Below are 15,412 nucleotides of genomic sequence, written 5' to 3' on the forward strand. Positions count from 1 at the left end.
GGTCGCGTGGCAGCATGCGCAAGTGACTGAGTACGGGGACGAAGCACCACAAGCACAACAGGTTTCGAGACTGGCGGAATTGGCAGACGGACCGGATTCGGCGATGCAACCGGAGTCGGATTCGACGCTTCCGCCCGCGCGGCCGGCTCCGAAGTCGGAACAAGTCGACGAAACAGCCCTGGCACACCGGGAGTTTGCGCGAGTACTCGGTGAATTTCGGCGTACGGCCGTGCTGGTGCCGTTCGACGAGCAGGAAAGTCTCTGGACTGCTGACTTCAACGGGGTCCGGTGGATCTGCGCGTTCTCGGACGAGGAGGCGCTGGCGCGGTTCGCGATGGCACGGGGAGACGCAGGCCGCGAATGGACGTACCAGACGATTCTGGGTGCGCGGCTGCTCGACGTGATGGTGCCGATGCTGCCGGGCCCGGGCGGAGTCGCCCTGGACGCGGGCAGCGCGGACGGAATGCTCTTCCCGCCGGTCGCGGGGATCGTTCCGGATGAGGTGGCAGTGGATCTCGGGGGAACGGGGACGCGGTGAGTGGGAACCAGCCTGACCTCGCGGCGCCGGCAGCGGCGCTCGCGGAGATAGCGAAGGGCATCGACCTGGCGCATGCCGAGCTGAAGGAGCTCGGCATGATCGGCGAGGCGTCGACGGGCCGCGGCTTCTCCGACCTGGCCCTGTCGGGAGTGGAGTTGGGGCACGGCGGTCTGACGTCCGAGTTCGAGACGTTCTGCAACCGGTGGGAGTGGGGCATACGGGCGCTCACCCTGCGAGGAAACGGTTTCGCGCAGGCGGTCGGCCTGTCGGCGGGCTCGTTCGCGGAGCAGGAGCAGTACATCAAGGACTCGATCAAGATCGGCGTGAACTCCCTCAACGGCAACCCGCACCTGTCCGAGGACGACGTCAAGAAGATGCGCTGGGACACCATCCGCGACCAGCAGACGTGGGACGACCCGGACTGGAGCGGGGAGTCGTTCGAGGACGCCCACCAAGAGGTCAAGCAGAACTGGAAGAACACCACGTACGACGTCGAGGACTCCATGCTCGACGGCTTGGAACGCTCGGGTGCGATCGACCCGAGCACGCGGGACGGAGCGGACCAGCGACTCAAGGACCTGCTTGATCCCGACCAGGCGACCATCGACCAGGCCGAGCAGCCGCGTTGGGGGGAGAACCGCTGATGGTGGACTTCGGAGGTCTCCTCGACAAGGGCATCGACAAGATCGGTGACGGCATCGACAAGGGCAAGGAGCTGCTCGGCGAGGGCATCGACCACGCCACCGACAAGTTCGGCCAGGGCCTGGACAAGATCGGTGCGCATGAGATCGCGGACAAGGTCGAGGACTGGGGCGACGAGACCGCCTCCTCCCTCGGCGCGCAGGTCGGTGAGCAGCAGCTCGGGCAGACCGAGGAAGCGAACGAGCTGATCCACGGCAAGCCGGAGAAGATCGCCGAGTCGGTGAAGAACCTCCGGGACTTCCGACTCGCGTTCGACCTCGTCGGCCGCGGGATGAGGAAGCTCGACGCCGGTCACTGGAAGGGCGAGGCGGCCGACGCGTTCCGGGAGAAGTTCCAGACCCTGCCGACCGACTGGCTGCACGCGGCGGACGCTATGGAGAACGCGGCCAAGGCACTGGAAACGTACTCCAAGGCGGTCGTGAGCGCGCAGGGCAAGGCGCGTGAGGCGATCGCGCTGTACAAGGAGGGCGACCAGGACTCCAAGACGGCGGTCGACACGTACAACAAGAAGGTCGACGCCTACAACGCGGCCCGCACCGGCGACAGTCCGCTGCCGGACCCCGGAGTCTTCTCCGACCCCGGCAAGGCCAAGCGGCAGCGCGCCAAGGAGATCCTGAACGACGCGCGCCCTGCCCGGTTCGCTTCCCCTCGTCTTCCGGCGGACCTTCGACTCCTCGCGCCGCTCGGGACGCTGGTTCGGCCCGACGTGGTCGTCGACGGTGGACCAACGTCTTGAGATCGACTCGGAGGGTGTGGTCTTCAGCTGTGACGAAGGCAGCCTGCTCGCGTACCCGCACCCGGCACGCGGCGTCCCGGTCATGCCCACGCACGGCAGGCAGTGGCCGCTGGACCGGGTCGAGGACGGCTACACCGTCACGGACCCGGACAGCGGCACGGTCCGCCACTTCGCCGACCACGGTCATGAACTCGCTCTCCTGGCCCAGATCGACGACCGCAACGGCCGCTGGATCGCCTTCGAGCACGACGAGACGGGCGCCCCGACGGCGATCGTCCACCACGGCGGCTACCACCTGAAGCTGACCACGGGCGAGGGCCGGGTGACGGCGCTCCACCTCGCGGGGGCGGCGCCGGACGGCTCCGACCAGGAGATCCTGCGCTACGGATACACGGACGGCCACCTGACCGAGGTCACCAACTCCTCGGGCCGACCCCTTCGCTTCGGCTGCGACGAACACGGCCGCATCACCTCGTGGACCGACACCAACGGCAGCCGCTTCGACTACGTCTACGACGAACAGGACCGCTGCACCTACCAGTCGGGCACGAACGGACACCTCGAAACCAGCTTCACCTGGGACGACGTCGACCCCGCGACGGGTCTCCGCGTCACCACCCTCACCGACGGACTGGGGAACACCCAGCGGCACCTGATCAACGACCTCGCTCAGGTGGTCGCGGAGATCGACGGACTCGGCGCGGTCACCCGCTTCGCGTACGACCGCCGCAACCGGCTGCTGTCCCGGACGGACCCACTGGGTCACGTCAGCTCCTTCACCTATGACGAGCAGGGCCGGCTGACCCTCCTGGAGCGTCCGGACGGCCGGCAGGCGCGGGCCGAGTACGACGCCGACGGATTCCCGATACGCATCACCGGCACCGACGGCAACGTCACACGGCAGACCTTCGACGAGCGCGGCAACCGAACATCGGTGACGGACCCGTCGGGCGCCCGCACGGAGTTCGCGTACGACGACTCGGGCCGACTCACGTCGGTGACGGACCCGCTCGGCGCCACCACCCGGCTGGTCCTGGACGCCCGCGGCCTCCCGATCGAGGTCACCGATCCACTGGGCGCCACGACCGGCTACGAACACGATGCCTTCGGCCGTAGGGTCCGGTTCACCGACGCTCTCGGTGCGGTGACGCGGATGCAGTGGACGGTCGAGGGTCGACCGTCCCGGCGGACGGCACCTGACGGCATGGTGGAGTCCTGGACGTACGACGGCGAGGGCAACTGCCTCAGCCACACCGACGCGATGGGCGCCACGACCCGCTTCACGTACACCGACTTCGACCTGCTGACGTCCCGCACGGGCCCGGACGGGGTCAGGTACGAGTTCTCCCACGACACGAACCTGCAGCTGACGCATGTAACCGACCCACGGGGCCTGACCTGGGACTACACCTACGACCCAGCGGGCCGCGTCGTCACGGAGACGGACTTCGACGGCCGGACGCTGAGCTACGACTTCGACGCTGCGGGCCGACTTGCCTCCCGCGCGAACGGGCTCGGCCAGACGATCCGGTTCGACCGCGACAGCCTCGGTCAGATCGTCCGCAAGGACGCCGAAGGGACGGTCAACGCCTACGAGTACGACGTTTTCGATCAACTGGCGTCGGCAACCGGCCCTGACGCGACCCTGCAACGCCTCCGGGACCGCTACGGCCGCTTGGTCTCCGAGACTGTCAACGGTCGTACGCTCTCGTTCACGTACGACGCGGTGGGGCGACGAACAGGGCGGACGACACCGGGCGGGTCCACAAGTACGTGGGCGTTCGACGCGGCAGGCCGTCGAACGGAACTGACGTCCTCCGGCCGGACCCTGGCCTTCACCCGAGACGGCCTCGGGCGTGAAACAGCCCGCCACGTTGCCGACTTCGCCGTCCTGACCTCGTCGTTCGACGCGATGGGCCGACTCACAGACCAGGAAGTCACCGGCGGTTCCGGCCACCGCCTCCAGCACAGGGCGTACACGTACCGCGCGGACGGCGGCCTCATCGGCATCGCCGACGCGCTCTCCGGCAGCCGGCGCTTCGACCTGGACCCGGCAGGCCGCGTCACGGCCGTCCACGCGCGCGACTGGACGGAGCGGTACGCCTACGACGAGGCCGGCAACCAGACCGAGGCGTCCTGGCCGTCCACGCACCCGGCCCACTCGGCGACGGGCATACGCGCCTACGAGGGCTCTCGGATCACTCGCGCGGGGGCAGTCCGCTACGAACACGACGAACAGGGCCGGATCGTCCTGCGCCAGAAGACCCGCCTCTCCCGCAAACCGGATACGTGGCGCTTCGAGTGGGACGCCGAGGACCGCTTGACGTCGGTGGCGACGCCGGACGGCACGGTGTGGCGGTACGCGTACGACCCTCTGGGCCGCCGAATATCCAAGCACTCAGCGCTGGAGACGGTCCACTTCACCTGGGACGGCACAACCCTCTGCGAACAGACTACGGCCGACGTCACCCTCACCTGGGACCATGCGGGCCTGCGTCCCCTGGCTCAGACGGAACGCCGAACGGCCCCGGACTCCACCGACGACCGCTTCTTCGCGATCGTCACAGACCTGATCGGCACCCCGACAGAACTCGTGGACGAGTCAGGCGACCTGGCATGGCGCACCCGCACGACTCTCTGGGGCACGACGACGTGGACCAGATCGGCCACCGCCTACACCCCACTCCGCTTCCCGGGCCAGTACTTCGACCCGGAATCGGGTCTGCACTACAACCACTTCCGGTACTACGACCCGGAAAGCGGCCGCTACCTCAGCCAGGACCCTCTGGGTCTGGCCCCGGCTCCGAACCCGACGACGTACGTCCACAACCCGCACACCTGGATCGACCCACTGGGCCTTGCACCCGATGGGTGTCCTCCAAAGGCCGGCCGAGACCTGGCCGAGGCCAAGGCCACGGCGTTGAGGGAAGCGGGAATCCCGGAAGGGGCCGAACCCTTCCTGGTGGACGACTGGGTTCCGGCAACGGCGCCGGATTGGCAGGGTGGTAAACAGTTGATGGACGAGAACTACCAGCCGATCTACTACCGAGAGGAGACGTACGCGCATCCGAATGGTCAGGACATCATCGTCTTCCAGGACCATTGGTTCGGCCATCAGAAGCCAGGCGAGGAGGGTTACCAGCCGTCTCATGTGCACGTGAGACCGCTTGACGACACCCGAAACGGCCATATTCCCGGCACAGAAAAGCACTACTACTATGACCGATAGCCTGACCGTGGTGAACCCCGAGAGCCTCGTACGCCTGTACGGGGGGATCCCGCCTCTTGAAGAGTTTCGCTTGCGTTCCATCAACCTGGACTGGAGGGGGCCGACGGTCACTCTCCGTCTGGACCTTTCCAGCTTCCCCGGAGTGGCTCCTCCGGAATGGGAGGGCGTGGATGTCGACACTGTTCAGTGTCATCTGCAATTCCTCGCGGTGGCGGATCTCTCCCTGACGGAGTGGGCCCCGCCCGCCTGCTCGTCCTTCCGTTCGACATCCTTGGGCAAGGAACGAAGGATGCGGGTGCGGGTGACCGGCGCCGGGGTGGATCTCGACTTCACCAGCAGCCAGTTCACACGGGTGGGACATGTGAGCGCCTTCAAGATCACGGCTGACGGCACGGACGGAAGTCGTCACCATTTCCTTCAGAAGCTCGACAGCATGCGCTTTGAAACCATTCCGGAAACCGACGAAAAGACCTTCCATGGGCGACTCTGACTGGACAACGATCATAAATTCAGCAGAGTCCATCACGAGCTCCTACACAACACCTCCGAACCTGAACGAGTGCACTCTTGAGTACGTGCAGATCGACGAAAGAAGCACGTCGGTCACGCTGGCTTTCGAGACCTCGGTCCTCCCCTCGAACCCACCCCCCGCATGGGCGGACCGGGAGTACAACACAGTCGAGTTCTTCTTGAAGTTCACAGGCGTGAAGGAACTCCAGGTCGTCGGCTGGGACTTCACCGCACGCGATGCAGCGGTCACCCTCACTCCCTTCGGCGAGGGTGTCCGGGTTTCCGTCGATGGGGCAGGTTCGCACCTCGCCTTCACAGCGGAAATCTCCCTCCTGACCCGAACACGCCCCTACCTTTCTTCACGTGGGAGCGACTGATGCGGGGGACAACTCCATTGAGGGAATGCGTTCACGGCTGCAGGTCCCGGCGTCAGCCATGACCAACGCCCTCACACGTCTGCTGGAGATCGCTCCGGCGCCGAGCGAGCCCCGGCAGAAGGATTGGGACGGTGCCGAGCGCACGTGGCGACCGGTGGGAGCATTTCGCCGTGTCCTGCACGCAGTTCCTTGCGTCCGCCCTCACCGGAGAGCTGCGCTCGACTCTCCTCTCGTCCCGGTTTCCCCTCGCCACCCATGAGTTCCGCCGGATCGGTGCGGTGTAGCTGAAGGCGAGTGACTACCGCACCGCGTCCGGGTGGACCACCGCTACCTCAGCCAAGACCCTCTGGGCCTGGCCTCGGCACCGAACCCGGTGACCGAAGAGGGAGTTGGTGTTCATTCCGAAGCACGTCCAAGGCGTCGAACTGAAGCACCCCGTGCTGACGAACGGGGCCCCTGTGCGAGCGGCCGGCGAGGCGGAGATAGCCGGAGGCGGCGGCAACTACTTCGGCATGGAGATCAACAACCAGAGTGGACACTACTGGCCCTCGCAGGAGACCCTGGAAATCGGCAAGGAGGCTTTCGACCGTGCGGGAATCCCCATTCTCTGACAGTTGCCCGGAGGCACACGGCCGCGACGAGGACCAGGGTCGGTGCACAGGCACCTCGCAGGAGAGCCTGGAGCGGTTCCTGCTGGAGCCTGAGGCGAGATCCTGCCCGCCAGAGCGTTGGGAACAACTGCGTGACCTCGCTGTCGGGGGTATGCAGCGCCCTGATCTGCCCGCCGAGGTCAGGCTGCGGTGGGGCCGGCTCTCGCTCTCAGCGATCTCGGGGAAGTACCGAACGGGTCTGTCGCAGCAGATGACGGCCGAGTCGGCCCGTGCACGTGCGTACATGATCAAGGAATTCGGAGCCAGCGAGACCGACCCGGCCCGGAACCTCCCTGTGCTCTGCTCGGATGTCCTCCGGGACGTGGGGATGCCCTGGGAGGAAGCTGCACGACTGGGCGCGGGGTGGCGGACGGCTCCACGTGAGCAGATGCTTCAGTTGCGTCGTATCAAGAACATGCTGACCCCGCTGCTTCTCCTCCAGGACCTCCTGGAGGACGGGAAGCCGGAGGGAGACGGTCCTGCCTCACGGCAGGTTCGCGCGTGGCTGGAGCTCGTCCCGAAGCTCCCCTGAGCGGCACGTGTACGAATCCGGGGGCGGACGATGCTGCGCAGCAGGACGCGTCCGTCATGGAAGGCCGACCACTGGGATGCCGAGGACCGTCTGGTGTCGGTGACGACACCGGACGGGACTCCACCGACGGAAACCGGATCGTCCCTTCTTCCCCACAGGAAAGAGCTACAGCCCGTGATCACACTGACGTTCAGCGTGCGCCCCCCGCAGGGTGAGGCCGGCGACTTCGATCTCGGGGACGTCCTGTGCGAGGGGGAGAGCGGAACCGCTGGATCGGCTGGGCACGTCCCCGACCAGGGGATGATGATCTACCTGTCGGTGCCGCTGCTGCTGGACGCGCTCCGGCCGCTCGTCGCCGGGGAGCGGAAGGCCGCGTCGTTCGTGGGCACCGACTCCTCGTTCCGGCTCGACTTCCGGCGTGGCCGCAAGGGGGTCGTCGCCGTGTCGGCGAACGGGACGGCCGTGGGGACCTGCGGGCCCCGACGAGCTGGTGGAGGCCGTACTGAGGCCCGCGGAGGAACTGGAGCGAGATCTCCTCTCGCAGCTTCCGGCCGGCAGCGGCGCCGCCCGTGACCTCGCCTCCTCGCTGGAGAGGTTCCGCGCCGCGGCGGTGTGACCCGCCCGCGGGGAGCGAACGGAAAGGGCCCGGAATCCGCATGGATTCCGGGCCCTTCACTTCAGCCGTTCAAAGGCGAGTGACTACCGCGACGCGTCCGGGTGGACCGCGTCCGTGATGTCGACGGTCTTCTTCTCGACCGGCTTGCGGAGCTGGATGTTCAGCTCGCGCAGGCGGGTCTCGTCCAGCTCGGTCGGGGCGCCCATCAGGAGGTCCTGGGCGTTGCCGTTGAGCGGGAAGGCGATGGTCTCGCGGATGTTCGGCTCGTCCGCGAGGAGCATCACGATGCGGTCGACGCCGGGGGCGATGCCGCCGTGCGGCGGGGCGCCGTACTCGAAGGCGCGGAGCATGCCCGCGAACTCGTGCTCGACCGTCTCGCGGGAGTAGCCCGCGATCTCGAAGGCCTTGAACATGATCTCGGGCTCGTGGTTCCGGATCGCGCCCGAGGACAGCTCGATGCCGTTGCAGACGATGTCGTACTGCCAGCCGAGGACGTCCAGCGGGTCCTGGGTCTCCAGGGCCTCAAGGCCGCCCTGCGGCATCGAGAAGGGGTTGTGCGAGAAGTCGATCTTGCCGGTCTCCTCGTCCTTCTCGTACATCGGGAAGTCGACGATCCACGCGAAGCGGAAGACGTTCTCCTCGAACTGGCCGGCGCGCTTGGCGGCCTCGACCCGGACCGGGCCCATGATCTTGGAGACCTCGTCGAACTCGCCCGCGCCGAAGAAGATCGCGTGGCCGGGCTCCAGGCCGAGGCGCTCGGTGAGGACCTTGACGTTCTCCTCGGTGAGGAACTTGGCGATGGGGCCGGTGAGGGCGTTGCCCTCGCCGACGCGGACCCAGGCCAGGCCCTTGGCGCCGAGGGAGACCGCGAAGTCGCCGAGCTGGTCGAAGAACTTGCGCGGCTGGTCACCGGTGTTCGGGACGGCGAGCGCGCGCACGTGCTTGCCGGCGAACGCCTTGAACTCCGACGCCTCGAAGACGTCCGAGATGTCGACGAGTTCGAGGGCGGTGCGCAGGTCGGGCTTGTCGTTGCCGTACTTCAGCATCGACTCGCGGAAGGGGATCCGCGGGAACGGCGAGGTGACGTGGCGGCCGCCGCCGAACTCCTCGAAGAGCTCCGTCATGAGCTTCTCGATCGGCTGGAAGACGTCCTCCTGCTCGACGAAGCTCATCTCGACGTCGAGCTGGTAGAACTCGCCCGGCGAACGGTCCGCGCGGGCGTCCTCGTCGCGGAAGCAGGGCGCGATCTGGAAGTACCGGTCGAAGCCGGAGATCATCAGCAGCTGCTTGAACTGCTGCGGCGCCTGCGGCAGCGCGTAGAACTTGCCCGGGTTCAGGCGGGACGGGACGACGAAGTCGCGGGCGCCCTCGGGGGAGGTCGCGGCGAGGATCGGGGTCGCCATCTCGTTGAAGCCGAGGGCCACCATCTTGGAGCGGATGGAGGCGATGACGGCGGAGCGCAGCATGATGTTGCGGTGCATGCGCTCGCGGCGCAGGTCGAGGAAGCGGTACTCCAGGCGCCGCTCCTCGTTCACGCCGTCGTCGGCGTTGATCGTGAACGGGATCTGCTTCGCCGCACCCAGGACCTCGACCGTCGCGGCCTCGATCTCGATCTCGCCGGTGGCGAGCTCCGGGTTGACGTTGTCCGCGCCACGCGAGACGACCTTGCCGTCGACGCGGACGACGGTCTCCTTCGTCAGCTTGTCGAGGACCTCGGCGGCGGCGGTGCCGGGCCGGGCGACGAGCTGCGTGATGCCGTAGTGGTCGCGCAGATCGATGAAGAGGATGCCGCCCAGGTCGCGCCGATTGTGCAGCCAGCCGCTCAGCCGGACGTCGGTGCCGACGTCAGAGGCGCGGAGCTCGCCGCAGGTGTGGGACCTGTACCGATGCATCGTCGTTTCATCCAGTCTTCGGGATCTTGGGTGGTGGACCGCCACCCGTGGTCCCTGTCACAGATGTCACAGGACACGCGGGCAGACGCACCCAGAGTACCGGCCGGGCCAAGATCGCTTTTCGAATACTCTCGGTGGCGACCTGGTGTCCGATATTCATAAAGTGGGGCAATGCGCACCGAGGACGTCCTGGCCGCGATCGCGACCGGCCTGTGGCGCTGGGACAACGCGTCCGGGATCGTCTCGCTCGACGCCGAGGCCGCCCGGCTGCTCGGGCTGCCCGCGGAGCCCGTCCGGCTGACCGAGGCAGCCGTGCGCTCACGATTTCACCCGGTCGACTGGAACGAGATCGACGGGGTCGTGAACCTCGCCGTCGCCGAGGGGACGCTCGCCGAGGCACGGCTGCGGATCATGGACACGCACGGCCGGGTGCTCCGTACCGTACGGAGCAGGTCGAAACCGCTCATCCAGGGGAACGACTACCAGCTGGTCGGCACCCTCCAGGAGGTCGCCGAGCAGGTGCCGGGGACCGCCGCCCGTACGCCCATCACGGGTGACTGGCGCCGTTCCCGCGAGGCCTTCCTGCTGGACGCCGGGCGGGCGCTCGCGGAGGCGCGGTCGACAGCCGAGGTACTGCGGGTGGCGGCCTCGCTGTCGATGCCCGGGTTCTCGCCGGACGGGCTCGCGGTCTTCGGCGTGGCGGGCGACCGGCTGACGGTCATCGGCCACCACGGGCACAGCGAGGGCGACGAGGGGCCGTTCTCGTCGATGTCCCTGGACACCGACTATCCGGCGGCGGAGGCCGCGCGGACGGGCCGGGCGATCTATCTGCCGACCCCCGACGAATACCTGCGCCGCTTCCCGATGACCTGGCCGCTCGCACAGCGCTTCGGGCGCCGTTCCTGGGCCTTCGTGCCGCTGATCGTCGCCGGCCGCACGATGGGGGCCTGGATGGCGGCCTTCAAGCACCCGGTCGCCTTCACCCCCGACGAGCGTTCGGTGCTCACGACGGTGGCGCGGATGCTCGCCCAGGCCCTCGCACGCGCGGGCGTGGCCGAGTCCGAGCGCGAGCTGTCGCTCGGCCTCCAGCGGACGATGATGCCGGTCCTCGGGCCCGGCATCCCCGGCATCCAGGTGGCCGCCCGGTACGTGCCGACCGGCGGCGGGCTGCAGGTCGGCGGCGACTGGTACGACATGATCCGGCTGCCCGGCGGCACCTCCCGCACCGGCGGGCGCGGTTCGGGACGCATCGCGCTCGTCATCGGCGACGTCCAGGGCCACGACGTCCGCGCGGCCGGCCTGATGGGGCAGCTGCGGATCGCCCTGCGCGCGTACGCGTCCGAGGGCCACCGGCCGGACGCCGTCCTCTCCCGCGCCTCGCGCTTCCTGTACGGGATCACCGACGGCGACGACGCGGAGGAGAACGGCGGGCCGCGCTTCGCCACCTGCCTCTACCTGGAGGTCGACCTGGAGACGGGGACGGTCGACATCGCGCGGGCCGGGCATCCGGACCCGGCGGTCCGGATGAACGACGGAACGGTTCTCCTCAGGCCCACCGCCGGCGGTCTCCCCCTCGGCATCGACCCGGACACCGACTACCCCACCACCCGGCTCACCCTGGAACCCGGCGAGACCCTGATGATCTGCACCGACGGCCTCCTGGAGACCGGCGGGCACGACCTCGACACGGGCTGGGAGCGGGTCAGGGAACTCCTGGAGTCCCATGACGGCGAGGACCTGGAACACCTCGCCGACGCTCTCGTGGAGGCCGTCCACGGCCCCGGCTCCCACCACACGACCGGTCCGCTCGCCGACCGCCGCGAGGACGACATCGCCGTCCTGCTGCTCTCCCGCCGGCCCGGCGGGGCGCGGACGGAGGCCCCGCGCCGCACCCTGATGACGATCGCCCAGGCCGAGCCGGAGCGGATCGCCGAGGCGCGCGAGCAGATGCGGCAGCTGCTGCACGACTGGGCGGACGAGGACCAGCTCGACTCGGCGGTCCTCATGGTCTCCGAGATGGTCACCAACGTCCTCGTGCACACGGACGGCGACGCGCTGTTCGTCGCCGAGGTCGCCTGCGGCGAGAAGTCCCGGCGGCTGCGCGTCGAGGTCTCCGACACGAGCGACGAACTGCCGCACAAGCGCCACCCGGGCGAGATGGCGTCGAGCGGACGCGGCCTGCTCCTGATGGAGATGCTCGCGGACGCGTGGGGCGTCGACCCGCGCGGCGAGGGCAAGGCGATCTGGTTCGAGCTGAACGAGCCGGACTCGGCGAAGGGCTGCTGAGGGGAGCGCGCGCCGCGGGCCGGGCTCCGGTGTGCGGGGCTCTCCCGTGCGGGCGTAGGGCTCTCGCGTGCGCGGAACTCTCCCGTGTGCGGGGCTCTCCCGTGCGGCGCAGACTGGTGTCGTACGGCCGCCGGGGGACCGCGTCGCGGGACCCGCCTCGGGGGGACCACGGAGTTTGCCATGGACACCCACAAGGTCGGCAGTGACACCACCGTTCTGGCCGACAGCCTCGAAGCACCCGGCATGGGGCACATGCCTGTCAACGCGTACGTCGTCACCGCCACCGAGCCCGTCGTCGTCGACACCGGCCTCTCCCTCTCCGACCGTGACTTCGTCGCGTCGCTCGGCGAGGTCGTCGACCCGGCCGACGTGCGGTGGATCTGGCTCACCCACCCCGACCGGGACCACACCGGCGGGATCTTCGCCCTCCTCGACGCGGCCCCGCACGCGCGCGTGGTCACGACCTTCCTCGGGGCCGGGGAGATGACCACCGAACGCCCCCTGCCCATGGACCGGGTGTACTTCCTCAACCCCGGCGAGTCCCTGGACGTCGGCGACCGCTCGCTGCACGCCTTCCGGCCACCGCTCTTCGACAACCCGGCCACCGTCGGCTTCTACGACGACCGCACCCGTATCTGCTTCAGTTCCGACTGCTTCGGCGGGCCCATGCCGAGCGCGGAGGTCGCGGAGAGCGGTCACGCGAGCGACCTCAAGCCGGAGGAGCTGCGGCGGGCACAGCTGCTGTGGGCGACGATCGACAGTCCGTGGGCGCACCTCGTGGACGCAGAGAAGTACCGGGCGACGATCGAGCCGTTGCGGGAGATGGACCCGGAGATCGTGCTGTGCACGCATCTGCCGCCGGCCGTGCGGATGCTGGACCGGATGATCGAGACGATCGCGATGGTGCCGGACACCGACCCGTTCGTCGGCCCCGACCAGGCGGCTCTCGAACAGCTCCTGGCCTCGTTCCAGCCGGGTGGCATGGCCCCCGCCTAACTGTCCTTGTCCTCCTTCTCCCCGTCCGGCGCCCCCGGCGCCCCCGGCGCCGCGTACCGCGTGCGCAGCTCGCTGAGGATTCCCGTCGCCGCGGCCGTCAGCGGTACGGCGAGCAGCATGCCCAGGATGCCCGCGACGGACGCACCGGCCGTGATCGCCAGCATCACCGCGGCCGGGTGCATCTGGACGGTCCGGCTCTGCACCATCGGCTGGAGCAGATAGCCCTCGATCATCTGGACGGCCAGGACGATGGCGAGCACCCACAGGGCGATGGCGAAACCCCGGTCGGCGAGCGCGACGAGGACGGCGATCGCGCCGGAGAGGAAGGCGCCGAGGTACGGGATGTAGGCGGTGACGAAGACGAGCGCGGCGAGCCCCACCGCGCCGGGGACGTCGAGGACGACGAGCCCGATCCCGATGAGGATGGCGTCGACGAGGGCGACGAAGGTCGTCCCGCGCATGAAGCCCTCGACGGCCTCGAAGGCGCGGCGCGCCATGGCCTCGACGAGGTCGCCGGTGGCGCGGGGGGCGAAGGAGCGCAGGGCGCCGGCGGCCCGGTCCGAGTCCCGCAGGAAGAAGAAGATCAGGACCAGGGCGAGGGCGGCGGTGGCGAGCATCCCGCCGACGACGCTGAGGCCCGTGAGCACCCCGGACGCGGCGGTCCCACCGAACTGCTTGAGGAGGCCCTCGGCGTTCTTGGCGAGGTCGTCGAGCGAGGTCCCGGCCGGGCCGAGGTGCTCGGCGATGTCAGTGGCGGCCTGCCGGAGCGAGGCGATGATCTGGTCGCCGGTCTCGATGAGAGCGGCGACGACGATGTACGTGGCTCCGCCCACGACCGCGAGGACGGCGACGACGGTGAGCGCGGCGGCGAACGACTTCCGCACCTTCATCCGGACCAGGTACCGGTAGAGGGGGCCGAGGAGGGCGGTACCGAGGATGGCGAGCAGGACGGGGGTGACGACCGTCTCGAAGAAGATGCACAGCCAGATCCCGACGGCGGCGACCCCGGCGGCGAGCAGCAGCACGACGCACCAGGCGGCGGCCCGGCGGGCGGGTTCGGGAAGGAGCGGGGGCGACGTCTGCACCCGCCCACCGGACCACGCCGGTCGGCGTGTCGTCGCGCGCGGACGGGCCGTACGGGTGACGGGGCGTCAGCGAGCCCGCATGCGCGGCCTGCACACCCGATCACCGCGCGCACAGGGGCCGGCGCGTCCCCACGCGCGGGTACTGAGGCCGGGCGTCCCCACGCACGTACAGGACCCGGGCATCCCCCACGCACGTAAAGGACCCGCGCATCCCCCACGCGCGTACGGGGCCGGGCGCGCCGCCCGGCCCCGTATCGCGTGCGACCGTTCCTACTCGCCCATCCCGTGCACCGCCGGGATCGTCCCGAGCCGGCCGGCCTGGAAGTCCTCGAAGGCCTGGCGGAGTTCGGCCTGGGTGTTCATGACGAACGGGCCGTAGTGCGCCATCGGCTCGCGGATCGGCTGCCCGCCGAGGAGCACGACCTCCAGGTCCGGGGTGTTCCCGTCCTGCTGCTCGTCGGCGCGGATCGTGAGCGCGCCGCCCTTGCCGAAGACGGCGGTCTGGCCCATGTGGACGGGCCGCCGTTCGGCGCCGACGGTGCCGCGTCCGGCGAGGACGTACGCGAGGCCGTTGAAGTCCTCGCGCCACGGCAGGCTGATCTCGGCGCCGGGTCGCAGGGTCGCGTGGATCATCGTGATCGGGGTGTGGGTGATGCCCGGCCCGTCGTGGCCGTCGAGCTCGCCCGCGATGACGCGGAGCAGCGCGCCGCCGTCGGGGGAGGTGAGCAGCTGGACCTGGCCGCCGCGGATGTCCTGGTAGCGCGGGGCCATCATCTTGTCGGCCGCGGGGAGGTTCACCCAGAGCTGGAGGCCGTGGAAGAGTCCGCCGCTGACGACGAGGGACTCCGGCGGGGCTTCGATATGAAGCAAACCTTGACCTGCGGTCATCCACTGGGTATCGCCGTTGGTGATGGTGCCGCCGCCACCGTTGGAGTCCTGGTGGTCGAAGATCCCGTCGATGATGTAGGTGACGGTCTCGAAGCCGCGGTGGGGGTGCCAGGGCGTGCCCTTGGGCTCTCCGGGCGCGTACTCCACCTCACCCATCTGGTCCATCATGATGAACGGGTCGAGGTACTGGTAGTTGATCCCGGCGAACGCACGGCGCACCGGGAAGCCCTCGCCCTCGAAGCCCGAGGGAGCCGTGGTCACGGCCAGGACGGGGCGGGAGACGGCGTCGGCGGGGGCGGCGACGCGCGGCAGGGTGAGCGGGTTCTCGACAGTCACAGCGGGCATGGTGGGGCCTCCTTGTGCGACCAGTTTAGT

Annotated in this window: 13 protein-coding genes and 1 pseudogene; 11 read left to right on the top strand and 3 right to left on the bottom strand. The window is 69.0% G+C overall.

All coding sequences use genetic code 11. From position 1 onward, the window contains the following. The first annotated feature begins 22 nt into the window (after nucleotides 1–22). From OG514_RS12355 to OG514_RS12395, 9 genes and pseudogenes are all read left to right on the top strand, one after another. Complete coding sequence (locus tag OG514_RS12355; protein ID WP_266893853.1) at nucleotides 23–538, top strand: SseB family protein; 516 nt, start codon at nucleotides 23–25, stop codon at nucleotides 536–538. After that, the gene (locus OG514_RS12360; RefSeq protein ID WP_266893855.1) at nucleotides 535–1,182 is read left to right on the top strand and encodes a hypothetical protein; all 648 of its coding nucleotides are present in this window, start codon (nucleotides 535–537) and stop codon (nucleotides 1,180–1,182) included. The genes OG514_RS12355 and OG514_RS12360 overlap by 4 nt, the downstream gene beginning before the upstream one ends. Further along, nucleotides 1,182–5,205 (top strand): annotated as a pseudogene (locus OG514_RS12365) (putative T7SS-secreted protein). Before OG514_RS12360 ends, OG514_RS12365 begins: the two are co-directional and overlap by 1 nt. Further along, complete coding sequence (locus tag OG514_RS12370) at nucleotides 5,195–5,695, top strand: Imm50 family immunity protein (RefSeq protein ID WP_266893857.1); 501 nt, start codon at nucleotides 5,195–5,197, stop codon at nucleotides 5,693–5,695. Before OG514_RS12365 ends, OG514_RS12370 begins: the two are co-directional and overlap by 11 nt. After that, nucleotides 5,682–6,092 carry an Imm50 family immunity protein gene (locus OG514_RS12375; protein ID WP_266893859.1) on the top strand — a complete coding sequence of 137 codons (411 nt, stop codon included), beginning with the start codon at nucleotides 5,682–5,684 and terminating at the stop codon, nucleotides 6,090–6,092. The genes OG514_RS12370 and OG514_RS12375 overlap by 14 nt, the downstream gene beginning before the upstream one ends. 131 nt (nucleotides 6,093–6,223) lie before the next feature. Then, nucleotides 6,224–6,376 (top strand): hypothetical protein, encoded by a 153-nt coding sequence (locus tag OG514_RS12380; protein WP_266893861.1) that lies wholly within the window; start codon nucleotides 6,224–6,226, stop codon nucleotides 6,374–6,376. Nucleotides 6,377–6,484: 108 nt separating this feature from the next. Continuing rightward, nucleotides 6,485–6,703 carry a hypothetical protein gene (locus tag OG514_RS12385; RefSeq protein WP_266893863.1) on the top strand — a complete coding sequence of 73 codons (219 nt, stop codon included), beginning with the start codon at nucleotides 6,485–6,487 and terminating at the stop codon, nucleotides 6,701–6,703. After that, nucleotides 6,681–7,274 (top strand): hypothetical protein, encoded by a 594-nt coding sequence (locus tag OG514_RS12390; RefSeq protein ID WP_266893865.1) that lies wholly within the window; start codon nucleotides 6,681–6,683, stop codon nucleotides 7,272–7,274. Before OG514_RS12385 ends, OG514_RS12390 begins: the two co-directional genes overlap by 23 nt. Before the next feature lie 174 nt (nucleotides 7,275–7,448). Beyond that, on the top strand, nucleotides 7,449–7,847 hold the full coding sequence (locus tag OG514_RS12395) for a hypothetical protein (RefSeq protein WP_266893867.1): 399 nt from the start codon (nucleotides 7,449–7,451) through the stop codon (nucleotides 7,845–7,847). A 126-nt stretch (nucleotides 7,848–7,973) separates the two neighbouring features. On the opposite strand, the gene aspS is transcribed toward OG514_RS12395, so the two are convergent. After that, a complete protein-coding gene (gene aspS / locus OG514_RS12400; RefSeq protein ID WP_266893869.1) occupies nucleotides 7,974–9,782 on the bottom strand; it encodes an aspartate--tRNA ligase in 1,809 nt (602 codons plus the stop codon). Between the two features lie 171 nt (nucleotides 9,783–9,953). Between aspS and OG514_RS12405 the strand changes: the two genes are divergently transcribed. After that, entirely contained in the window at nucleotides 9,954–12,068 is a 2,115-nt protein-coding gene (locus OG514_RS12405; RefSeq protein ID WP_266893871.1) for a SpoIIE family protein phosphatase, read from the top strand. 180 nt (nucleotides 12,069–12,248) lie between these two features. Then, nucleotides 12,249–13,064, top strand: a complete 816-nt coding sequence (locus tag OG514_RS12410) for an MBL fold metallo-hydrolase (protein ID WP_266893872.1) — start codon at nucleotides 12,249–12,251, stop codon at nucleotides 13,062–13,064. Here the strand turns inward: OG514_RS12410 and OG514_RS12415 are convergent. After that, the gene (locus tag OG514_RS12415; protein WP_266893874.1) at nucleotides 13,061–14,149 is read right to left on the bottom strand and encodes an AI-2E family transporter; all 1,089 of its coding nucleotides are present in this window, start codon (nucleotides 14,147–14,149) and stop codon (nucleotides 13,061–13,063) included. The two genes, OG514_RS12410 and OG514_RS12415, sit on opposite strands and share 4 nt — an antisense overlap. Before the next feature lie 270 nt (nucleotides 14,150–14,419). Further along, nucleotides 14,420–15,382: a pirin family protein gene (locus OG514_RS12420; protein WP_266893876.1), complete on the bottom strand. Its 963-nt coding sequence runs from the start codon at nucleotides 15,380–15,382 to the stop codon at nucleotides 14,420–14,422. Between the last annotated feature and the right edge of the window lie 30 nt (nucleotides 15,383–15,412).

It is taken from the genome of Streptomyces sp. NBC_00572, assembly GCF_026341815.1.
GTDB lineage: Bacteria > Actinomycetota > Actinomycetes > Streptomycetales > Streptomycetaceae > Streptomyces.

Coding starts and splice junctions, on each gene's coding strand:
- OG514_RS12420 (WP_266893876.1), bottom strand. CDS start 15,382: ATGCCCGCTGTGACTGTCGAGAACCCGCTCACCCTGCCGCGCGTCGCC.
- OG514_RS12410 (WP_266893872.1), top strand. CDS start 12,249: ATGGACACCCACAAGGTCGGCAGTGACACCACCGTTCTGGCCGACAGC.
- OG514_RS12370 (WP_266893857.1), top strand. CDS start 5,195: ATGACCGATAGCCTGACCGTGGTGAACCCCGAGAGCCTCGTACGCCTG.
- aspS (WP_266893869.1), bottom strand. CDS start 9,782: ATGCATCGGTACAGGTCCCACACCTGCGGCGAGCTCCGCGCCTCTGAC.
- OG514_RS12375 (WP_266893859.1), top strand. CDS start 5,682: ATGGGCGACTCTGACTGGACAACGATCATAAATTCAGCAGAGTCCATC.
- OG514_RS12405 (WP_266893871.1), top strand. CDS start 9,954: ATGCGCACCGAGGACGTCCTGGCCGCGATCGCGACCGGCCTGTGGCGC.